The organism is Marinobacter aromaticivorans (genome assembly GCF_002806975.1).
GTDB lineage: Bacteria > Pseudomonadota > Gammaproteobacteria > Pseudomonadales > Oleiphilaceae > Marinobacter > Marinobacter aromaticivorans.
This window is the reverse complement of record NZ_NIHD01000001.1, coordinates 524,775-545,962: the sequence shown is the minus strand read 5'-3', so window position 1 is coordinate 545,962 and position 21,188 is coordinate 524,775. Positions and strand designations below refer to the sequence as shown.

The window sequence follows — 21,188 nt, the reverse complement described above, 5'->3', positions numbered from 1 at the left end:
CACCATGAAGCTGATCATCGTCAGTGGCCGGTCCGGATCCGGCAAGAGTACCGCCCTTCACGTACTGGAAGACCTGGGGTTTTACTGCATTGATAACCTGCCTATCGGGCTTCTGTTCCCCCTGACGCGGGAGGCGGCTGACCAGAGTGCGCCGGGGCGGCTCGACAAGATGGCGGTGAGCATAGATGCCCGTAACCTGTCTGCCGAACTGGCCAATTTTGAAGAAATATACCGCAAGCTGCGAAAGGCAGATATCCAGGTGGAAATCATTTATCTGGATGCCGACGAGCAGTCACTGCTGCAGAGATTTCACGCTACGCGCCGCAAACATCCGCTCAGTAACAGCAAAACCTCACTCAGGGAGGCCATCGCCAGCGAGAAAGATCTGTTGGAACCACTGTCCAAGCTGGCTGATCTGTACATCAACACCAAAGGGCTGTCGATGTACGAGCTTCGGGATATGGTGAAGCAGCGTATTGCCGGCCGCAAGGATCAGGAGCTGGCGCTTCTGTTCCAGTCGTTCGGCTTCAAGCACGGCGTGCCGCTGGATTCCGATTTTGTATTCGATGTGCGCTGCCTGCCCAACCCCTACTGGGATACCAGCCTGCGGAAGTTTACCGGCACAGACCAGCCGGTTATCGAGTTTCTCGAAAAAGAGCCGGCAAGCCGCAGAATGGTGAATGACCTTATCGCCTTTCTGGAAACCTGGATCCCCTCGTTTGCCGACAGTAACCGCAGCTACATGACGATCTCCATTGGCTGCACTGGCGGCCAGCACCGCTCAGTCTATGTATGCGAACAGCTGGGCAAGCATTTTGGCAAGCAAAGCAGCAACGTTCAGGTTCGCCATAGCGAATTGCCGCATTTACAGGCCCGGAAAGAGATCTGACCTGCCGTGATACGACGCCCCATTGTTATTGTTAACAAGCTTGGCCTGCACGCCCGGGCTACGGCAAAGCTGGTTGCCACCGCTTCGGAGTACGACAGCTCGGTAAAAGTCCGCAGCAAAGGCCGTGAAGTGGATGCCAAGAACATCATGCAGGTTATGATGCTCGCCGCCAGCAAGGGTACTGAAGTGGAGCTTGTGGCCGATGGGCCGGATGAACAAGAGGCTGTCGAAGCCCTCGCCGCCCTGATCAACGATTATTTCGGCGAAGGCGAATAGGCATTCAGCCCTCAGCGCGTTTTTACCGCACGCTCTTTCAACTCATTCTCACGTGCGCCGGCTAACTCCGTTATAATACGGCAGTTTTCTGACTGCAGGTGATTCATGTCCGATATGCCGGAAAAAAGCCAGGCCCGCCAACGCTTACGCTCACTGAGTGAAGCGCTGGACACGGGTGCGCTGAAGCAGGTTTCCCGTATTCTCAACGGCGGCCTCAGCCCCAGTGATATTGCCCACCTGCTTGAATCCTCGCCACCACGCCAGCGTGCCCTGCTCTGGAACCTGGTGGACAAACAGCTGGAAGGCGATGTTCTCCAGTACCTCAACGAGGACATCCGGGCCGAATACCTGAGCCGGCTGAACGCTCAGGAACTGGCCGATATCGTCGAGGACTTTGAATCCGACGATCTTGCCGACCTTCTGCAGCAGCTGCCGGACAAGGTCATCCAGGAAGTTCTGGACGCCATGGACGAGCAGGACCGGCAGCGGGTTGAAGAGGTTCTGTCCTATCCGGAGGACACAGCCGGTGGCCTGATGAACACGGACACCATTACTGTGCGCCCGGAGATCAGCATTGATGTGGTGTTGCGCTATCTGCGCCGGCACCGTGCACTGCCGCCGATGACAGACAGCCTGATTGTGGTGAACCGGCGCGACGAGTTTATCGGCATGTTGCCGATAACCAAGATGCTCGTCTCCAACCAGGCGGCAACGGTCAGGGAAGTTATGGATACCGACATCGAGCCGGTACCGGTGGCCCTCTCCGACACCAAGGTGGCCACGCTGTTTGAGCGCTACGACCTGATTTCCGCGCCGGTGGTAAATGAGGAGGGCCGCCTGCTCGGGCGCATCACCATCGATGACGTGGTGGATGTGATCCGGGAAGATGCAGACCACTCGTTAATGAGTATGGCGGGCCTTGATGACGACGAGGATACCTTTGCCCCGGTCTGGAAGACCACCCGACGCCGGGCGATCTGGCTTGGTGTGAACCTTCTCACGGCTTTCACGGCTTCGGCCGTCATTGGTCTGTTTGAGGACACCATAGCCAAGGTGGTTGCCCTGGCCGTGCTCATGCCCATTGTGGCCAGCATGGGTGGTATCGCCGGCAGCCAGACCCTTACGCTGGTTATCCGGGGTATGGCCGTGGGGCAGATCACCGGCGCCAATGTGGGCTGGCTGCTGAACCGGGAGTTTCTCTCGGGTATTCTCAACGGCATACTCTGGGCCGCCGTTGTAGCGGCAGCAGCCATGGCCTGGTTTCAGGACGTTTTGATAGGTGCAATCATTGCAGCGGCCCTGATCATCAATCTGGTTGCCGCAGCCCTGGCCGGCACGGTACTGCCGTTATTCCTGAAATCCCGTAATATCGACCCGGCCCTGGCGGGCAGCGTTATACTGACAACCGTTACTGATGTGGTTGGCTTTATGTCATTCCTTGGCCTTGCCACTATTTTTTACGCCTGAACCCAACATTCCGGATGTATTCATGATCGACAGCAATCAAGACGAGGCCCCGGAATACGCCGGGCCAAGCAAATCCCAACTGAAGCGGGAAATGCACGCGCTTCAGGATATCGGCAAGAGCATGCTGGAGCTGAGCAACGAGCAGCTGGACACACTCACCATAAGCGACACCCTGAGAAGCGCCATTGAGGAATCCCGCAGAATCCGGCAGAACGAAGCCAAACGCCGGCATCTTCAATATATCGGCAAGATTCTCCGGCAGGAAGAGGACCCGCAAGCTCTGAAGCGGGCTATTGAGGCCTTCGACTCAGGCAGCGAGGAACATACCCGCCGCCACCACCTGGCTGAACGCTGGCGTGACCGCATGATAGAGGAAGGCGATTCGGTAGCCGGTGAATTTTACTCGTATTGCCCCGGTGCAGACATTCAGCATTTGCGTAATCTTGTGCGAAATGCCCGCAAGGATGTGGATAAACAGAAAAATACCGGGCAGGCCCGCAAGCTGTTCCGCTACCTGCGGGAGTGCATTGATGAAGCGGAAGCCTGACCGCGATCCCGCAATCCGGGCGACCGGCTAATTTCCGTTATCAAACACCTTGCGCAGATCCACTTTCGGATCATCCCAGGTGCCGCTGACGGTGTAGCTGGCGCTGGTGAGTTTGCTCAGGGGGTCGCCAAGCACCTTGTCCAGCACAAAGAGGGCGCCGCCGATGGGGGCACTCGCTCCCATCAGCAAAGCGGCCAGTGGCAGGTTCTGTGTCAGTGGCAGAACAACCACCAGACGCATATCCAGAACCTCACTCACCAGATGGGTGCTGCCGCTGATCTTGAAAGCACCTGAAGGCCCCACCACCTGAAGTTCCGGGTCCATTGTCAACAAGCCATCATCAAGATGCGCCTTGCCGGAGATCGCATCGAAGGCAACGCCGCGCTCATAAAGATCTGAAAAGTCCAGCTTGAGCCGGCGCCAGAGGGTGTCGGCGTTGAGCAGGTTGAAAATACGGAATATCTGTGCGCTGTTGTTGCGCTCCAGAATCACCCCGTCGTCCAGCCGGAGGCTGACGTCGCCATCCAGGCTTGCCAGTTCGAACTCGTCAGGGCGCCCGGGCCAGTCCAGTTGAAACTCAATGCTGGTTTGCTTGTTGGACAACGGAATCTCCGTACCCCAGAGATCACCCAGGTCTGCCAGTGCACCACCATTCACCGAACCGGAAAACCGGGTGGTTTCCCTGTTGTTCACAACGCTCCAGGTCATATCCCCCAGCAGCGTAAGTGTTTTCAGGCGCCCTTCTATGCCGGTGATATTGAGCTTCTGGTGTTCTGGCCGCAGATGGAACGACCAGCGCCCCAGGCTGTCGTCATTCAGTTGCAGGTCCGATATCGTGATATCCACGTCTGGCCAGCTCGCCATATCCATGGCGCGGAAGGCTTCAAGCTGCTGCTCTATGGTTAGCAGGTCAGGCGCATCACTGCCGCCGTTTTCATCGCGCATCAGGCGCAATACCTCGAAATCGGCTGTTACAAGGTCGCCGTCATCGGGCAGGACAAGCCGGCCCACAGCACGCTCCGAGCGAGTCGTTACCACCCAGCGATCGCCAAGATCAAGGGCCTCAAGATCGATATTCGTCAGGGTCTGCCCGCCCAGATAGAGCTCCTCGAAGGTCATCTCCACCCCGGTATCCTTTCGCAGCAGATCAAAGATTGCGCGATTTTCCCAGGTAGCGGAAATCCCCAGGCCGGCTTCATTCCGGGTATCCAGTTCTGCGACCAGCGGGGCAGCCTCGCCTGCTTCTTTGGCGAAGGGTCCCGGCCAGTCAATGGTTAGTCCCTCCAGGCTGGAGCTGATGACGATTCCGGACACGCCTTCTGCTCCGACATCCAGCTGAGCCGCATAGTCAACCTTACCCTTGAGCCCGAACCAGCTCTGGTCGGAGCCGCCGCCGTTTTCCTCCTGTTGCGCAGGGATAATGTCAGCCTGTCGATACGCATCCGGTATGTGCAAAGTGCCGGTTTGCCGGATTCGGAAGGCGTCTGCACTGGCGGACTGATCCGGGGAGGGCTGGCTGAACGCCACTGTCACAGGCTCCCCCAGAAATACAGCCTCCAGAGGGGGGCCGGAAAACCCACTGCGCGAATGGTAAGTCAGGGCACCGGAAATACTGTGCCACCGCAAGCCGGCTTCGGGGTACTCTACTGATCCGTTCGTGGTACGGACACCGATCTCCACCACGGACGCATCCATATTCTGCAGTGGCAGGTCCAGCGCAAGATCGAGCTGGTAATCGCCGCCGTAGGTCAGGCGGGCGGCTTCGGGCCCCGCCATATCCCCGAACGGACTGTTATCCATCCAGTAAGCTATGGAAGAAGCCGGCACAGGCGCCGATACGTCTACATGTACGAGTGCCCCCTCGTCGCCGGGGGTCACGGTAATCACACTTGGGTCAAGCGACAGCCCCCCGGTCGTTCCGGCCTCCAGCGATACGCGCGTATCACCATTGTGAATCGCAACGCGCCCGCGCGCATCGGTTACCTCCGGCCACTGGTCATCGTAGCGCACCCGTGCGTTCTCAAACTCGTACCACATGGAGGACACAAAGGAGCCCGCCGCCACACCTTCACCGATCGGGCCATGGCCATAATACACACCGGATGGAACCCGGGCTTCGGTGATTGCCGTGGTCAACCAGCCGTAAAGATCTGCATCCACAATCTTTCGGGGAACGAAGGCGGCCAGCATGGAGGCCTCACCATTGGCTACCGCGACGCGGAGGCCAAGGTTGTCTTCACCCTGCTGGTCCAGTTTCAGGTCAAAGGCGCCCTCCAGGCGTGTGCCCTCACCGTAGCTCAGGCGTATGTCGTCGGCATAAACCCGGGTAACATCATCCTCCAGACGCCAGGCCACCGTGGCCGAGAGTTCCGGAAACGACCACTCACTGCTGAACAGTTCCGGGAATGACAGGGTGACCGGCCGCAAACCGTTGCGGGCACGAACATAGCCGGCATTCTGGTCCACGTATATGAACCCGTAGACGCCATCTGCTGCAGGCGCCCCGGCATGGGCGGCGGCACCGACATCCCGGAGCCGGCCGGAGAACTCAAACGTGTTTTCCCCGCTTCCCGGAATGCGGACTGTTACATCGTCGAGAAAACCCGTTGGCCGATAGTCTTCGAGCGCATCACCGGCGACGGCTGGCAAAAGCGGTAGCGTGCCGGCCAGGCGCCTTAAAGGGCGCAGTGGCATGGCATCGGCCGTCAGGGTGATGCCTTCCGGCCCGGGGACCAGTTTCAGACTGAATGGCGACACTTCATCCCCGTCCCAGGTCCAGGCGAGCTGTTTGAGATGCCACTCACCAATCGTCTCCCGGGCTTTATCAGGCTTTCCGTCTGTGCCTGCCATCTCCTGCGCTTCCATCACCGAGCGGTGACGACGCCAGCCGAATCGTGCACTGATATCCTCCAGTGGCGCCAGGGACTCACCGTCAACACCCAGCTGCAGGTACGGCGTCCTCAAGGTTCCACTGACCTGCTGTAAAATGCCTTCGCGGAAGGTGAGCCAGGCTTCGCCGCCCAGATCAAAGCCTTCAACCCGGATGTCCCGCCACTGGTACTCATCAATCAGCCCGTCAAACAGTCGCCCGGAATCCACATCCAGGTAGAGCTGGCCACTGAAATCGCCCCGGAAGAACCGTTTTCCCACCAGTACGAAGCTGGCAAGCTGCTGGGTGGTGGCGGATTGCATGGCGCGCCCCGAGGCCCTGAACAGGCCTTTCCGGTAAACCAGATCAAGCTGGGGAATATCAATGTGACGAAGCTGGCCCTGGTTATCCCGGATTCCAAGATTTACGCGGGTCACCTTGATGTAGGGGTCGGACAGCCATTTGCCGGCCAGGTCCAGCCAGTACCGGAGGCGATTATTGAGGGGCTCGGGAAACTCCGCACCCCGAACAGTCACATCACCACTGCTCTTCTGGTTCAGCGTGAGCTCGAGTCCGTCGCCCTCGAAATCTGCAAACACAATCCTGAAACGCATCAGCGATGCCAGGGCATCGAAGCGGATGGTCAGATGCTGCAGGCTCAACACCTGCACCCCGGAATCCGGGTTGGTTATTTCTATATCCTGCGCAGTGAAGGAGGGATCCAGCCAGAACCAGCGGGACGAAAGGCTGCCAATGTGCACGTCGTGCCCCAGGCGGGTGGAGAGCTCACGGGCGAGGTCATCCCGGAAGGCATCCACGTTCTGGGTAAGTTGCCGGCCAATGCCGGCATACAGCGCAAACAGCACCAGAACAATGAGAAGCAGCCACCACACGGTGCTGGTAAACCACGCCATCAAGCGCACAGGCGGGTTCGCCCGGCGCTTGTCCGGCAAAGGTGAATGGCGTTCGGAGGCGGGCATCCGGCGCGTCTCTCTGTATCAGGCCGGGGGCCGGCGAGTCGCCCCGGAGTCAGAGCAGAACAACATCGTACTGCTCCTGGCTGTAGAACGGCTCTACCTGGAACCGGATGGTTTTGGCGATAAAGGTCTCCAGATCCGCAACATTGTCGGCTTCTTCGTCCAGGAGGCGATCAACCACACTCTGGGAAGCCATAACCAGATAGCTTTCTGCGTCGTAAGCCCGGTTGATGCGCAGGATTTCCCGGAAAATCTCGAAGCACACGGTTTCGCTGGTTTTCAGGAAGCCTCTGCCATCGCATATGGGGCACGGCTCGCACAGCACCTGGCCCAGGCTCTCGGTGGTGCGCTTGCGGGTCATTTCAACCAGCCCCAGTTCGGACACGCCGGTAATCTTGGTTTTGGCGTGATCCCGCTCGAGCATTTTTTCCAGCATACGGTGCACCTGGCGCTGGTGCTCGGGGTCTTCCATGTCGATAAAGTCGATGATGATGATGCCACCCAGGTTACGCAGACGCAGTTGCCGGCTTATGGCACGGGCCGCTTCCAGGTTGGTCTTGAAAATCGTTTCTTCAAGATTGCGGTGGCCCACAAAGGCACCGGTGTTGATGTCGATGGTGGTCATGGCCTCGGTCTGATCAATGATCACATAACCACCGGACTTGAGCTGAACCTTTCGGCTGAGCGCCTTCTGGATCTCGTCTTCTACCGAGTAAAGATCAAAAATTGGCCGCTCACCCGGGTAGTATTCCACCTTGTCGGCAAATTCAGTCACGAACTCGTTGACAAACTCCATGACCCGCTGGTGGCTTTCGCGGCTGTCGATGCGCACCTTCTCGGTTTGTGGCCGGATCAGATCACGGATGGTGCGGATAAACAGTGGCAGATCCTTGTATACGGCTGCCGGTGCCTCCACCTTTTCAATGCGCTCTTGTATGGACTGGCTGAGATGGTGCAGATAATTCATATCCCCCATCAGTTCTTCCGGCGACGCAGCCTCGGCCGCCGTGCGAATTATATAGCCGCCCTGCACTTCAGGATGCGCCGCGGCACCTTCCTCCACGAGACTTTTCAGGCGGGTGCGTTCCGCTTCATCCTCAATGCGCTGGGAAATACCCACATGGCTGACCTCCGGCATAAAGACCAGATAGCGGGACGGAATGGAAAGCTGGGTTGTAAGGCGAGCGCCCTTGGTGCCGATAGGATCCTTGGTGACCTGCACCACCAGGGACTGGCCTTCACGCAGCAGGGTACGTATATCCGGCACGGTTTTTGGCCCTTCAGCCGGCTCGGTTGCGCCCGCATGGCTGGAAACCACATCGGAGGCATGAATAAAGGCAGCCCTTTCCAGGCCTATATCCACAAAGGCTGCTTCCATGCCCGGAAGCACCCGAACAACCTTGCCTTTGTAGATATTACCGACAATACCTTTACGGCTGGCGCGTTCTATATAGGCTTCCTGCAGCATACCGTTCTCGACCAGCGCAACCCGGGTTTCAACCGGTGTTACGTTGATCAGAATTTCTTCGCTCATGATTGGCTCTCCCGACTACTCGGCCAGTGTTTCCATACAGGGCAACCGGCCTCAGCCAGCAGGGTGGCTGTTTCCTGCAACGGCAGGCCGACAACCGCACTGTAGCTCCCTTTCAGTTCCTTCACAAAAATACCACCAAGACCCTGGATTCCATAACTCCCGGCCTTGTCCATGGGTTCTCCTGATGCCACATAAGCCGCGATCTCCTGCTTCGTCAGCCCACGGAAGGTGACTTCGGTGGTGACCAGCCGGGACTCGCAGTGATTGCCCCGGGCCAGTGCAACCGCTGTCATTACCTGGTGTGTTGTGCCGGAGAGGGCACCGAGAGTCGCCATGGCCTCCTTGCCATCAACCGGCTTGCCCAGAATGACCCCGTTCAGCACAACTGAGGTATCTGAGCCCAGGACCAGATCGCCGGCAAAAGCTGCCGCCACCGCCAGAGCTTTCTCCCGCGCCAGGCGCTCAACATAGGCTGCGGGCCGCTCTGCTGTGCGCGGAGTCTCGTCAATGTGTGCTGGCTGAACCGAAAAAGGAACGCCGATCTGCGCCAGCAGCTCTGAGCGACGGGGCGATGCAGAGGCAAGAATAATGGCCGCCATGGCTACCCCAGCTTCCGGTTGATGTTGTCCATCAATATGGAGAACACGGGCCATATCAGGGCGCTGGTCAGTGCCGGCCACAGGTAGCTGAAGCCGGCATCCTCGCCTCCGAACATCTGTTTGATAAAGTGCACCAGCATCTGATTGATACCCAGCAGCAGAAAGGCCATCAGGCACTGTTGCGGCAAGGGATACATGCGTAGGCGCTGGTGTACCGTGAGCACCAGGAAGGCAATAACCCCCATGGCCAGAGCGTTCACGCCCAGGGGCGTTGCCTCAAGCACATCCAGCAGAAGCCCCAGGCACCATGCGAGCAGGACGCCGAACTGCGCCGGGGCCCGGAAGGTCCAGTAGAATACCACCAGGCCGAGCCATTCAGGCCGGAACTCGAACCAGCCTACGGGGAACAGGGAGATGCTCAGCACCAGCGATACGATCACTGAAAGCACAAATACCGGGTAACTGATTACAGACAGCATCAGCCTTGCGCCTCCTGCGACGAATCAGTGGCGGGGGGCTGTTGTTCCGGTTGCGGTTGGCGCTGATCGGCACCGGGTTCGGCGTGGGGCCCGTTTTCCGGCGGGAAAACCACCAGTACAAGGCGGCTCTGGTTAAGCTCTGCCTTGGGCCGGGCCCGTATGGATACAAATGGTTCGCCGGGCTCCTTGTTGATCAGGCTGACTTCCGCAACCGGGTAACCCCTTGGAAAGCGCCCGGCAAGGCCGGAGCTCACCAGCAAATCCCCCTCGCGAATGTCCGCCGTATCCGGCACGTGTACGAGATCGAGTGTTCCGGAATCGCCGGTGCCAAGCAGAATCGCCCGGAGCCCGTTACGCACCACTTCAACCGGCACAGCGTGGCTGCTATCGGAGACGAGCAGTACACGGGAGGTTACCTGGCTGGTCTGCACTACCTGGCCCATCAGGCCATGGGCATCCAGTATCGCCTGCCCTGGCTGCACGCCGTCACTGCGACCTTTGTTGATGATGATTTCATGGGAATAGGGGTCCGGCGATACGCCCACCACCTCACTGACAATAACCCGGTCATCAAGAAGCTCGGATGAGTTCATCAGGCGACGGAGTTCGTTGTTTTCAGAGGCCAGGGCAGCATACTTGAGAGCCCTGCGCTCGAGGATGAGCAGCCGGGCTTTCAGGTCTTCATTTTCCTGTTTCAGGTCTTCGCGGGTGGTAAACAGGCCCGATACCCAGTCGCTGAACTCGTAGGGGGCGTTGCCCAGCCAGTAAACCGGTGTGAGAACAGTTGCCAGGGTGCTGCGAACCGGGGTAACACGCTCAAACTGCTGATCGGCAACGATCAACCCCAACGATACGATAATAACAAGCAAAAGCCGGAGGCCTGGCACCTGCCCCTGGACAAAAATGGTTTTAATGGCGATCCCTCCCCAAAGGATTATCCCTCCTGGGAGAACATTCCGATGCCACCCCGGTCAATAACTTCCAGCGCCTTGCCGCCGCCGCGGGCAACACAGGTCAGCGGATCCTCGGCAATGATCACCGGCAGGCCGGTTTCTTCACTGATCAGTTTGTCGAGACCGCGCAGCAATGCACCCCCACCGGTCAGCACTATGCCACGCTCGGCAATATCCGATGCCAGCTCGGGCGGCGACTGCTCCAGTGCGCTTTTTACCGTTTGTACGATCTGCGCCAGTGATTCCTGGAGTGCGTCCAGGATTTCTTCGCTGTTAAGAGTGAAAGCACGGGGCACGCCTTCGGCCAGGTTACGACCGCGTACATCGATTTCGAGAATTTCGAGACCTTCGTAGGCGCAGCCAATTTCATGCTTGATACGCTCGGCAGTGGTGTCGCCAATCAGGCTGCCGTAGTTGCGGCGCACGTAGGTGACGATGGCTTCATCAAACTTGTCACCACCTACTCGCACAGAGTCTGCATAGACAATTCCATTCAGGGATATAATGGCAATTTCGGAGGTACCGCCACCAATGTCCACAATCATGGAGCCGCTGGCTTCTTCCACTGGCAGGCCGGCACCGATGGCGGCGGCCATGGGTTCTTCAATGAGGAACACTTCGCGGGCACCGGCCCCTAAGGCCGATTCGCGAATGGCCTTGCGCTCTACCTGGGTCGATTTGCTGGGCACGCATACCAGAACCCGGGGGCTGGGGGTGATGAAGCTGTTTTCATGCACTTTGTGAATAAAGTGCTGAAGCATTTTTTCGGTAACCACAAAATCGGCGATTACGCCGTCTTTCATGGGGCGAATGGCGGTAATATTCCCCGGGGTACGGCCCAGCATGCGCTTGGCCTCGGAGCCAACAGCAGCCACCATCTTCTGGGAGTTACTGGTACGAATAGCTACGACGGAAGGCTCGTTCAGCACAATTCCGCGGTCACGCACAAAAATAAGGGTGTTGGCGGTGCCCAGGTCAATGGACAGGTCGCTGGAGAATAAGCCTCGGAGTCTTTTAATCAACATTCGTGTAGTTTCAACCTGAAAGTTGCGGTTGCGGAAAGATGCGGCAACTTTAGCAGTGAGCACCCCGGCAGGCAAGGCAGCATCGGGCCTTGCGCCTTGTTATTCTCGCATTTTCCCGACCGGTTGGCCTCTCCCGCCAGTGTTCTAATCTGTTACTATACCTGGCTTGTTTTTTTGCAGGAGTGCAAGGCCATTCGGGGAAGGCTTTTCAAAACACGCTATGAGCACATCCATGTGCGCTTGTTTCGGGCCATCCATGGCCCTCTACAGTTTTGAAAAGCCTTCCCCGAACGGCCCCATAACTCGGTGCAACACTCTTTTGCAGAGAGTGTCCTTTATATTACCGACATTTCATTTATCTGGGAGGCAATTTGTGTCCATTTCCCGTGAAGACATAGAAAAAGTCGCTGTTCTTGCCCGCATCCGCGTGGACGAAGCGCAGATATCGGCACTGGAAAGCGATCTGGGCAATATCCTGAATCTTGTCGACCAACTCAGCGCCGCAGACACCTCCAATGTCGAGCCCCTGGCTCACCCGCTGGATGCCGTGCAGCGTTTGCGCGCCGACGAAGTGACCGAGACCAATCAACGGGAAGCCTTTCAGGCCATCGCGCCGGCTACCGAAGACGGCCTTTATCTCGTACCCCGGGTTATCGAGTGATCTGACGAATCCCACTATCAGCCCACTACCAGGATTGAACATGCATAACAAATCCGTAGCAGAGCTTTCCCGTGAACTGGAAAGCGGCAAGATTTCAAGCGTGGAACTGACCCGTGAGTTCCTCGACCGCATCAAGGCTGAAGACGGCCAGTACAACAGTTTTATTACAGTTACCGAAGACCAGGCCATGGCCGATGCCAAAGCCGCCGACGAACAACGCGCAGCCGGTAAAGCCAGCGTGTGGACAGGCGTGCCCTTCGCCCACAAAGACATTTTCTGCACCAATGGCGTAGCCACCACTGCCGGTTCAAAAATGCTCGCCAATTTTGTGCCACCCTATGACGCCACGGTTACCGCCAACTTTCGCACTGCCGGTGCGGTGTGCCTCGGCAAAACCAATATGGACGAGTTCGCCATGGGTTCGTCCAACGAATCCAGTTTTTTCGGCCCGGTGACTAACCCCTGGGGATTGAGCAGTGGCGACAAGCGTGTACCCGGTGGGTCTTCCGGCGGTTCCGCCGCAGCCATTGCCGCTCGTTTGGTTCCGGCAGCGACGGCCACAGATACCGGCGGCTCCATCCGCCAGCCCGCCGCCCTGTGCGGCATCACCGGTTTGAAGCCAACTTATGGCAGGGTGTCCCGCTACGGGATGATTGCTTTTGCCTCCAGCCTGGATCAAGGCGGCACCATGGCGCGCACGGCAGAAGACAACGCGCTGATGCTGAATGTGATGGCCGGGTTCGACCCGAAGGATTCCACCTGCGTTGATCGCGCCGTGCCGGATTACACCGCCACGTTAAACGAGCCATTAAAGGGCCTGCGTGTTGGTCTTCCAAAAGAGTATTTCTCCGACCAGCTCAGCCCCGCGATGGAGCAGCAGGTTCGCAATGCGGTTAAGGAATACGAAAAGCTGGGTGCCACGGTAACTGAAGTGTCCCTGCCCCATGCCAAGCTGGCCATTGCCGCCTATTACGTGATTGCGCCTGCAGAAGCCTCCGCCAACCTGTCGCGTTTTGACGGCGTGCGTTACGGCTACCGCTGCGAAGATCCCAAGGACCTGAACGATCTCTATACCCGCACACGTGCCGAAGGCTTCGGAGGAGAGGTGAAGCGCCGCATCCTGGTGGGCACTTATGCACTTTCAGCCGGATATTTTGATGCTTATTACCTGAAGGCGCAGAAGGTTCGCCGCCTGATTCAGCAGGATTTTATCAACGCCTTCAAGGACGTGGATGTTTTGATGAGCCCGGTAACGCCCTCGCCTGCGTTTGTGCAGGGTGAGAAAACCAGTGACCCGGTGACCATGTACCTGGAAGATGTTTTCACCATCGCCGTTAACCTTGCGGGCGTGCCGGCCATGTCGGTACCGGCGGGTTTTGTCGACGGCCTGCCGGTGGGATTGCAGATTATCGGGAACTATTTTGAAGAAGCCCGTTTGCTGAACACAGCCCACCAGTTCCAGCAGGTTACCGACTGGCACCAGAAGCTTCCCCAGTAAGCCCGAACCAGGAGAACGTATATGCAGTGGGATATTGTGATCGGGCTGGAAATTCACGTTCAGCTTGCCACCAAAACCAAGATTTTTTCCGGCTCCAGCACCGCCTTTGGTGCCGAGCCAAACACCCAGGCCAGCGCCGTTGACCTGGCCATGCCGGGCACTCTGCCTGTTCCGAATGAGCAGGCATTCCGCTACGCAGTCATGTTCGGCCTGGCGGTGAATGCCGAGATTGGCCGGCGTTCGGTGTTCGACCGTAAAAACTACTTCTACCCGGATTTGCCCAAGGGCTATCAGACCACACAACTGGATCACCCCATTATTGGCCCCGGCTTTGTGGATATTGATCTGGCAGACGGCAGCAGCAAGCGGGTGCGCATTCACCACGCGCATCTGGAGGAAGACGCCGGCAAGTCACTCCACGAGGACTTCCACGGCATGACGGGCATCGACCTGAACCGCGCCGGCACACCGCTGATTGAAGTGGTCACCGAACCGGATATGAACAGTGCGGAAGAAGCGGTAGCCTTCGCCAGAAAACTGCACAGCCTGGTGACGTCGCTGGGTATCTGCGATGGCGATATGAGCCAGGGCTCTTTGCGTTTTGACGTGAACATTTCCCTGAAGCCCAAAGGCTCGGAAGAACTGGGCACCCGCACGGAAACCAAGAACCTGAACTCCTTCCGCTTCATGGAGCAGGCCATCGCCCACGAAGTGGAGCGGCAGATGGACATTCTGGAAGACGGCGGCCGTGTGATTCAGGAAACCCGTCTGTACAATGGGGAGCGCAACGAATCCCGCTCCATGCGCAGCAAGGAAGAAGCCAACGATTACCGCTACTTCCCCTGCCCGGACCTGCTGCCGGTGGTGATCGACGATGCGTTTATCCAGAGCGCCCGGGATTTATTGCCGGAACTGCCGGACGAGCGCAAGGCCCGCTTCAGGGAGCAATACGGCCTCAACAATTACGATGCCCGTTTGCTCAGCGAGGATGCCTCCATGGCCGCATTCTTTGAAGAAACCGCCAGCCACGGCAAAGACGCAAAACTGGCAGCCAACTGGGTATTGGGTGAATTCTCCGCGCGCCTGAATGCGGAAGACAAAACCGTGACCCAGGCGCCCATCACCGGCGCTCAACTGGGTCAACTGGTGGCACGCATTGCGGATAACACCGTGTCCTCATCCGGGGCCAAGAAAGTATTCGAGGCGCTCTGGAAGGGTGACGGAGACAACGCCGATGCCATCATTGAAGCCCGGGGCCTGAAACAGGTTTCGGACACCGGCGCGCTGGAGCAGATGGTGGATGAGGTCCTGGCCGGCATGCCGGATCAGGTTGCCCAGTACCAGCGGGAAACCGACCCGAAGAAGCAGAAGAAGATGCTGGGTGGCTTTATGGGGCCACTGATGAAGGCCTCGAAGGGACAGGGCAATCCGAAGCTGTTCAATGAAATTCTGCTTAAAAAACTGAACAACTAATCGTTCGGCATGGCGATCAGACTGCCAGCCAGAGCGCTCAGGCCATTCACTGGCGCCTGGCTGGTTGCCTGCGTTAAGCAACCTTAATCCTGCAGCCTTAAGACGGTAATCCGCTGGCGCCCCTAAGCCCCCCAGTGTTGTGCTAAACATAATACATGGTCCTCGATTCTGTTTGAGAAGGAGGTTTCATGTTTATTCAGACATTCAAATCCGAAGGCTTGTCGCATCTGTCGTACCTGATTGGTAACAACGGCCAGGCCGCAGTTATTGATCCCCGCCGCGACTGTGAAGTCTATGCCGAAGCGGCTGCCGTGGAGGGCTGCCGGATAACCCATATTTTTGAAACGCACCGCAACGAAGATCTTGTCTCCGGCGCGCCCATACTCGCGCAACTGACCGGCGCTACGGTTTTCCACGGGCCGAATGCCGCGGCAGACGTGCGCTATGCAAAAACCACCCGTGAAAACGACGAGTTCCGCTTCGGCAATCTGCAACTGCGTGTACTGGAAACGCCCGGCCACACTGACGACAGCCTGTCATTTGTGCTCTACGATACGGAATTCGGCGATGACGCGGTGGCCGTATTCACCGGCGACACCCTGTTCATTGGCGATGTCGGGCGCACCGACTTCTACCCGGAGCGCGCTGAAGAAGTCGCCGGCCTGCTCTACGACAGTCTGCAGAAACTGCTCGACCTGGGCGACCAGACGCTTATTTACCCGGCCCATGGCGCCGGCTCTGTATGTGGCGACAACATGGCCGACCGGGAATTCTCAAGTATCGGTTACGAACGCCGCAATAACCCCATGCTGAAAATCCGGTCACGCCAGGAATTCATCAGCCGTAAGGTGCAGGAACACCATTACCAGCCACCCTATTTCCGCGAAATGGAGCGCCTGAACCTGGTAGGCAGCCCGGCGGCGAGCCCTTTGCTGACACCGGCGGCGCTTTCACCCGCAGCCTTCAAGGACTTGCCAGACCAGACTGTGACCATTGACGTGCGCGGAATCAGCAGCTTTCTCGGAGCTCATATACCGGACAGCCTGGCGCTGCCGACACCCATGATTCCGGCCTTTGCCGGCTGGTTCCTGAACCCCGATGACAAGCTGGTTCTGGTCGCTGCCAGCGCTTCAGAAGCCGAACTGGCCGCACGACACCTGGCCCGTATCGGCTTTGACAGGGTGCTCGGCTACCTGGCTCCGGACATGCCCCAATGGGCGGCCATGGCAGAACCGTTCAGGGCCATTACGGTGATTGATCTGGAGGAGTTCAAAAAACGCAGAGCCTCGCCGCCGGAGAACTGGAGCCTGCTGGATGTTCGCGGAAAAGGGGAGGTGGAGGAAACACCGGTTGACCAGGCCATACACCACTACACAGGACACCTCGCGGAGGAGGCCAGTGAGCTGGACCCCGAGAGACATTACACCATCCTGTGCGGCAGCGGCGCACGGGCGGCAATTGCTGCGTCGGTATTGATGCGCAGGGGTTTCAGAAACGTTGATGTATTTCTTGGGTCAGTCGGTGCCTTGATGGCCGACGGCTGAGTTCAATTCCCGGTGCCGCAGGAACATCCGCTCGAACTGTCGGATGTTCTGCTGCACGTAGTCAATAAATGCCCGCATGGCCGGCGTAGGGTGCCGAGCCTGCGGGTAGACCACACACCAGCTGCGCCTCAGTGGAAAGCCTCTGATATCCAGCACATGCAATCTGCCCAGGGCGAGCTCTGACAAAACGCCCAGTTTCGGCAGAACAGCCACCCCCAAACCAGCCAGTACCGCGTGCTTTACGGCATCGTTAGAGCCCAGTTCTATAGTTGGCGTTGCCCGCAAGCGCTGGGCCTGGCAGTGCAACTCCAGTGCCAGACGACTGCCTGAGCCACTTTCCCGCAGCAGCAGACCGCTGTCCAGAAACTCCTGGGGGGTCACCGTTTGTTGTCGGAGTAACGGGTGACCACTGGGCACCACCGGTACCAGTTCGTTATCGAGAAACGGCAGAGATGCCAGAGGCCGCTCGGCGGGCACCATGCCCATAATCACCAGGTCATCGGCATTGTCGTTCAGCCGCTGCAATGCCGCTGCCCGGTTAACAACCGCTACTGACACGGTCACCTGCGGGTTCAGCTGCAAAAACGCACTCAGCATGTAGGGCACCACGTACTGCGCGGTATTCACGGCCACCAGCCGGAGTTCTCCTGCCACCTGCCCTTCCAGGGCCGCCAGGCTGTTCTGCACCCGCTCCAGCTCGCGGAATACGGAGCGCACGCAGCGGGCCATCTCCTCGCCGGCAGCGGTGCAGTATAGCTTGCGCCCGACATACTCGAACATGGGCATGCCCAGCGCTTGTTCCAGATGACGTACCTGGCTGCTGACAGCGGGTTGCGTCAGGCCGAGTAACTCCCCTGCCTTGCTGTAGCTTTTCAGGTCGTTTACCGCCTTGAAAACCTGGAGCTGCCGAAAGGTCAGCCGGCTGGCCAGTTTCTGGATGCTCAGGGGCATAAATGCAATTTCTTCCTTAATGTATAAGTTATCTCTTATATATAAACAAAATAATATCAATTTTTCGTGAAGATTCTATCCGATTATTCTTTTTGGCGTTATTACGAACGCTGTCACTTCCATTCGGGACGAAAAAAAGCGAGGAACCTCCCATGCTGAGGAAAGTGTTGATCGCCAACCGCGGGGAGATTGCTGTCCGCATCGTGCGTGCCTGCGCAGAAATGGGGATACGGTCGGTGGCCATATACACCGAGCCGGATCGCTACGGGTTGCATGTCAAGCGGGCTGATGAATCCTACTCGCTGGGCGAAGACCCATTGGCGGGCTACCTGGACCCTGCACGCATCGTAAACCTGGCGGTGGAAACCGGCTGCGATGCCATTCACCCGGGCTACGGATTTCTGTCGGAAAACGCCAACCTTGCCCGCCTGTGCGAGCAGAAAGGCGTGGCGTTTATTGGCCCCAAATCCAGCGTCATCCACGGTATGGGCGATAAAACCCAGGCCCGTGACAGCATGCGCGCCGCCGGTGTACCCATCACGCCCGGCTCGGAGGGCAACCTGAACAGCCTTGAGGAGGCTCTGGAGCTTGCCAACGACATCGGCTACCCGGTCATGCTCAAAGCCACTTCCGGTGGCGGCGGTCGCGGTATCCGGCGCTGTGATACCGCACAGGAATTGAAAGTGCAGTATCCGCGGGTTATCTCCGAAGCCACCAAGGCGTTCGGTTCTGCCGAAGTGTTCATGGAAAAGTGCATTGTGAACCCGCGCCATATTGAAGTGCAGATACTGGCAGACAGCCAGGGCAATGCCATTCACCTGTTCGAGCGCGACTGCTCCATACAACGGCGCAACCAGAAACTGATCGAGATTGCCCCCAGCCCTCAACTGACGCCGGAACAGCGCCAGTATGTGGGTGACCTGGCGGTACGCGCCGCCAAAGCCGTAGGCTATGAAAACGCTGGTACGGTGGAGTTCCTGCTCACCGGCAACGAAGTGTATTTCATGGAAATGAACACCCGCGTGCAAGTGGAGCACACCATTACCGAAGCCATTACCGGGGTGGACATTGTGCGTGAGCAATTGCGCATTGCCGCGGGGCTGCCCCTGAGCTACCGCCAGGAAGACATCCAGTTCCGGGGCTACGCCCTGCAGTTCCGTATTAACGCCGAAGACCCCAAAAACGACTTCCTGCCCAGCTTTGGCAGGGTAACCCATTACTACGCGCCCGGCGGCCCGGGTGTGCGGGTGGATACCGCCATTTATACCGGTTATGACATCCCGCCCTACTACGACTCCATGTGCCTGAAACTGGTGGTTTGGGCACTGACCTGGGATGAGGTGATCGCCCGGGGCAAGCGTGCGCTGGACGACATGCGCCTGCACGGGATCACAACCACCGCCAACTATTACCAGCAGATTCTGGATCATCCGGATTTCAGCGAGGGGACATTCAACACCAGCTTTGTGCCCGAACACCCGGAACTGCTGAACTATTCAACCAAGCGCCACCCCAGCCAGACCGCGCTGGCTATCGCCGCCACCATCGCCGCACACGCAGGCTGGTAACCCGCAGGAGACCGAATCATGAACCAAGCAAAAAAGATTGAAGTAACCGACCTTGTGCTACGCGATGCGCACCAGTCATTGATTGCCACGCGCATGCGCACCGAAGACATGCTACCCATCTGCGGCAAGCTGGATCAGGCAGGCTACTGGTCGCTGGAGGTCTGGGGCGGCGCCACCTTTGACGCCTGTGTTCGCTTTCTGAAGGAAGATCCCTGGGAGCGCCTGCGCCAGTTGCGCGAAGCGCTACCCAACACCCGCCTGCAAATGCTGCTACGGGGGCAGAACCTGCTGGGCTATCGCCATTACGCCGACGATGTTGTGGAAGCCTTTGTGCAAAAAGCGGCAGACAACGGCATTGATGTATTCCGGGTGTTCGATGCCCTGAACGACCTGCGCAACATCGAAACCGCCATGAAGGCGGTGAAAAAGGCCGGCAAGCATGCCCAGGGCACTATCTGCTACACCACCAGCCCTGTGCATACACTGGAACTGTTTGTGCAACAGGCCAAAGACATTCAGGCCATGGGTGCTGACTCCATTGCCATCAAGGACATGGCAGGGCTGCTGACACCTTACGCCACTTATGATCTGGTGAAGGCCATCAAGGCGGAAGTGGATCTGCCCCTGGTTATTCACAGCCATTCCACCTCCGGCCTGGCCCCCCTGTGCCAGTTAAAAGCCATTGAAGCCGGCGCCGACCGCATAGACACCGCCATTTCTTCATTTTCTTCAGGCACCAGCCACCCGGCCACGGAATCCCAGGTGGCCGCACTCAAAGGCACCGACTACGACACCGGCCTGGATTTGACGCTGCTGAGCGAGATTGCGGATTACTTCCGGGAAGTACGCAAAAAGTACCGGCAGTTTGAAAGCGAATTTACCCGCGAGGACGTGTCGGTACAGATCAACCAGGTGCCCGGTGGCATGATGTCCAACCTGGCGAACCAGCTCAAAGAACAGAATGCGCTGGAGCGTATTCGCGAAGTGTTCGATGAGATACCGCGGGTGCGGGAAGACCTGGGCTTCCCGCCACTGGTAACCCCTACTTCCCAGATCGTCGGAACCCAGGCGGTGTACAACGTTCTCGCCGGCCAGCGCTACAAAACCATCACCAACGAAGTAAAGCGCTACCTGCAGGGAGGCTACGGCCAGCCGCCAGCCCCGGTTAACGCCAAAGTACGCAGCAAGGCCATCGGCAACGAATCGGTCGACGAAGGCCGCCCCGCGGACCAGCTCAGCCCGGAAATGAACAGGCTGCGCAAAGACATCGGCGAACTCGCCCTCAATGAAGAAGATGTGCTCACCTACGCGATGTTCCCGGACCTGGGCCGGGAATTCCTGCAGCAACGCAAAGACGGCACCCTGGCACCGGAACCTTTGCTGCCTGCAGAGACCAAGCCCCAGGAGCGCCTCGGCACTGGCGTTGCCACTGAATTCAAAATTGAAGTGCATGGCGAAAGCTACGACGTGGCGATTACCGGTTCGGGCGATTCAGGTGCCGGCAAGCGCAAGCTGTACCTGTCGCTGGACGGCATGCCGGAAGAGGTGGTGTTCGAACCCCTTAACGAATACGTCGCCGAAAGTGGCAATGGGCGTAAAAAAGCCTCAACACCCGGCCACGTCAGCACCGCCATGCCGGGCAACGTGGTGGAGGTTCTGGTGCAGGAAGGCGACACGGTTACCGCCGGCCAGGCCGTCCTGATAACCGAGGCAATGAAGATGGAAACCGAGGTGCATGCCGATATCGACGGCAAGGTGGAGGCCATTTACGTTACCAAAGGCGACCGGGTCACCCCGGGTGAACTGCTGATTGATATCGTCTGATCGCAAGCAACCCTGCAGGCCGCCTCTTGTTAGCAGAGGCGGCCTGCAGGCTTT

17 protein-coding genes are annotated in these 21,188 nt (G+C 58.3%); 10 read left to right on the top strand and 7 right to left on the bottom strand.

Features of this window, described 5'->3' with window-relative positions; all coding sequences use genetic code 11:
- The first annotated feature begins 4 nt into the window (after window positions 1-4).
- The 4 genes from rapZ (at window position 5) to yjgA (ending at window position 3,179) form a co-directional block, all read left to right on the top strand.
- Entirely contained in the window at window positions 5-889 is an 885-nt protein-coding gene (gene rapZ / locus CDH48_RS02455; protein ID WP_100687098.1) for an RNase adapter RapZ, read from the top strand.
- Between the two features lie 6 nt (window positions 890-895).
- Entirely contained in the window at window positions 896-1,165 is a 270-nt protein-coding gene (locus tag CDH48_RS02450; RefSeq protein WP_100687097.1) for an HPr family phosphocarrier protein, read from the top strand.
- Between the two features lie 105 nt (window positions 1,166-1,270).
- Complete coding sequence (gene mgtE / locus CDH48_RS02445) at window positions 1,271-2,632, top strand: magnesium transporter (protein ID WP_100687096.1); 1,362 nt, start codon at window positions 1,271-1,273, stop codon at window positions 2,630-2,632.
- A 22-nt stretch (window positions 2,633-2,654) separates the two neighbouring features.
- A complete protein-coding gene (yjgA, locus tag CDH48_RS02440; RefSeq protein ID WP_100687095.1) occupies window positions 2,655-3,179 on the top strand; it encodes a ribosome biogenesis factor YjgA in 525 nt (174 codons plus the stop codon).
- 27 nt (window positions 3,180-3,206) lie between these two features.
- Here yjgA and CDH48_RS02435 read toward each other — a convergent pair whose 3' ends face one another.
- From CDH48_RS02435 to CDH48_RS02410, 6 genes are read right to left on the bottom strand one after another with little or no spacing between them, the layout of a single operon-like run.
- Complete coding sequence (locus tag CDH48_RS02435; protein ID WP_100687094.1) at window positions 3,207-7,028, bottom strand: YhdP family phospholipid transporter; 3,822 nt, start codon at window positions 7,026-7,028, stop codon at window positions 3,207-3,209.
- Between the two features lie 49 nt (window positions 7,029-7,077).
- The gene (gene rng, locus CDH48_RS02430; protein ID WP_100687093.1) at window positions 7,078-8,559 is read right to left on the bottom strand and encodes a ribonuclease G; all 1,482 of its coding nucleotides are present in this window, start codon (window positions 8,557-8,559) and stop codon (window positions 7,078-7,080) included.
- A complete protein-coding gene (locus CDH48_RS02425; protein ID WP_100687092.1) occupies window positions 8,556-9,158 on the bottom strand; it encodes a Maf family protein in 603 nt (200 codons plus the stop codon). Before CDH48_RS02425 ends, rng begins: the two co-directional genes overlap by 4 nt.
- 2 nt (window positions 9,159-9,160) lie before the next feature.
- A complete protein-coding gene (gene mreD / locus CDH48_RS02420; protein WP_100687091.1) occupies window positions 9,161-9,637 on the bottom strand; it encodes a rod shape-determining protein MreD in 477 nt (158 codons plus the stop codon).
- Window positions 9,637-10,524 carry a rod shape-determining protein MreC gene (gene mreC / locus CDH48_RS02415; RefSeq protein ID WP_227520894.1) on the bottom strand — a complete coding sequence of 296 codons (888 nt, stop codon included), beginning with the start codon at window positions 10,522-10,524 and terminating at the stop codon, window positions 9,637-9,639. Before mreC ends, mreD begins: the two co-directional genes overlap by 1 nt.
- 47 nt (window positions 10,525-10,571) lie before the next feature.
- Window positions 10,572-11,612: a rod shape-determining protein gene (locus tag CDH48_RS02410; protein ID WP_100687216.1), complete on the bottom strand. Its 1,041-nt coding sequence runs from the start codon at window positions 11,610-11,612 to the stop codon at window positions 10,572-10,574.
- A 376-nt stretch (window positions 11,613-11,988) separates the two neighbouring features.
- Here CDH48_RS02410 and gatC point away from each other — a divergent pair, with 376 nt between their 5' ends.
- The 4 genes from gatC (at window position 11,989) to CDH48_RS02390 (ending at window position 16,791) form a co-directional block, all read left to right on the top strand.
- Window positions 11,989-12,276: an Asp-tRNA(Asn)/Glu-tRNA(Gln) amidotransferase subunit GatC gene (gatC, locus tag CDH48_RS02405; RefSeq protein WP_100687089.1), complete on the top strand. Its 288-nt coding sequence runs from the start codon at window positions 11,989-11,991 to the stop codon at window positions 12,274-12,276.
- A 40-nt stretch (window positions 12,277-12,316) separates the two neighbouring features.
- A complete protein-coding gene (gene gatA / locus CDH48_RS02400; protein WP_100687088.1) occupies window positions 12,317-13,774 on the top strand; it encodes an Asp-tRNA(Asn)/Glu-tRNA(Gln) amidotransferase subunit GatA in 1,458 nt (485 codons plus the stop codon).
- 21 nt (window positions 13,775-13,795) lie between these two features.
- Window positions 13,796-15,247 (top strand): Asp-tRNA(Asn)/Glu-tRNA(Gln) amidotransferase subunit GatB, encoded by a 1,452-nt coding sequence (gene gatB / locus CDH48_RS02395; RefSeq protein WP_100687087.1) that lies wholly within the window; start codon window positions 13,796-13,798, stop codon window positions 15,245-15,247.
- A gap of 188 nt (window positions 15,248-15,435) precedes the next feature.
- A complete protein-coding gene (locus tag CDH48_RS02390) occupies window positions 15,436-16,791 on the top strand; it encodes an MBL fold metallo-hydrolase (RefSeq protein ID WP_100687086.1) in 1,356 nt (451 codons plus the stop codon).
- Here the strand turns inward: CDH48_RS02390 and CDH48_RS02385 are convergent.
- On the bottom strand, window positions 16,762-17,742 hold the full coding sequence (locus CDH48_RS02385; protein WP_100687085.1) for a LysR family transcriptional regulator: 981 nt from the start codon (window positions 17,740-17,742) through the stop codon (window positions 16,762-16,764). The two genes, CDH48_RS02390 and CDH48_RS02385, sit on opposite strands and share 30 nt — an antisense overlap.
- 152 nt (window positions 17,743-17,894) lie before the next feature.
- Here CDH48_RS02385 and CDH48_RS02380 point away from each other — a divergent pair, with 152 nt between their 5' ends.
- The gene (locus CDH48_RS02380) at window positions 17,895-19,310 is read left to right on the top strand and encodes an acetyl-CoA carboxylase biotin carboxylase subunit (RefSeq protein ID WP_100687084.1); all 1,416 of its coding nucleotides are present in this window, start codon (window positions 17,895-17,897) and stop codon (window positions 19,308-19,310) included.
- Window positions 19,311-19,328: 18 nt separating this feature from the next.
- On the top strand, window positions 19,329-21,134 hold the full coding sequence (oadA, locus tag CDH48_RS02375; protein WP_100687083.1) for a sodium-extruding oxaloacetate decarboxylase subunit alpha: 1,806 nt from the start codon (window positions 19,329-19,331) through the stop codon (window positions 21,132-21,134).
- Window positions 21,135-21,188: the final 54 nt, after the last annotated feature.

What these genes read in the sequence shown, in the direction of transcription:
- rapZ (WP_100687098.1), top strand. Translation starts at nt 5, where the DNA reads ATGAAGCTGATCATCGTCAGTGGCCGGTCCGGATCCGGCAAGAGTACC.
- mgtE (WP_100687096.1), top strand. Translation starts at nt 1,271, where the DNA reads ATGTCCGATATGCCGGAAAAAAGCCAGGCCCGCCAACGCTTACGCTCA.
- yjgA (WP_100687095.1), top strand. Translation starts at nt 2,655, where the DNA reads ATGATCGACAGCAATCAAGACGAGGCCCCGGAATACGCCGGGCCAAGC.
- CDH48_RS02435 (WP_100687094.1), bottom strand. Translation starts at nt 7,028, where the DNA reads ATGCCCGCCTCCGAACGCCATTCACCTTTGCCGGACAAGCGCCGGGCG.
- rng (WP_100687093.1), bottom strand. Translation starts at nt 8,559, where the DNA reads ATGAGCGAAGAAATTCTGATCAACGTAACACCGGTTGAAACCCGGGTT.
- CDH48_RS02425 (WP_100687092.1), bottom strand. Translation starts at nt 9,158, where the DNA reads ATGGCGGCCATTATTCTTGCCTCTGCATCGCCCCGTCGCTCAGAGCTG.
- mreD (WP_100687091.1), bottom strand. Translation starts at nt 9,637, where the DNA reads ATGCTGTCTGTAATCAGTTACCCGGTATTTGTGCTTTCAGTGATCGTA.
- gatA (WP_100687088.1), top strand. Translation starts at nt 12,317, where the DNA reads ATGCATAACAAATCCGTAGCAGAGCTTTCCCGTGAACTGGAAAGCGGC.
- gatB (WP_100687087.1), top strand. Translation starts at nt 13,796, where the DNA reads ATGCAGTGGGATATTGTGATCGGGCTGGAAATTCACGTTCAGCTTGCC.
- CDH48_RS02390 (WP_100687086.1), top strand. Translation starts at nt 15,436, where the DNA reads ATGTTTATTCAGACATTCAAATCCGAAGGCTTGTCGCATCTGTCGTAC.
- CDH48_RS02385 (WP_100687085.1), bottom strand. Translation starts at nt 17,742, where the DNA reads ATGCCCCTGAGCATCCAGAAACTGGCCAGCCGGCTGACCTTTCGGCAG.
- CDH48_RS02380 (WP_100687084.1), top strand. Translation starts at nt 17,895, where the DNA reads ATGCTGAGGAAAGTGTTGATCGCCAACCGCGGGGAGATTGCTGTCCGC.
- oadA (WP_100687083.1), top strand. Translation starts at nt 19,329, where the DNA reads ATGAACCAAGCAAAAAAGATTGAAGTAACCGACCTTGTGCTACGCGAT.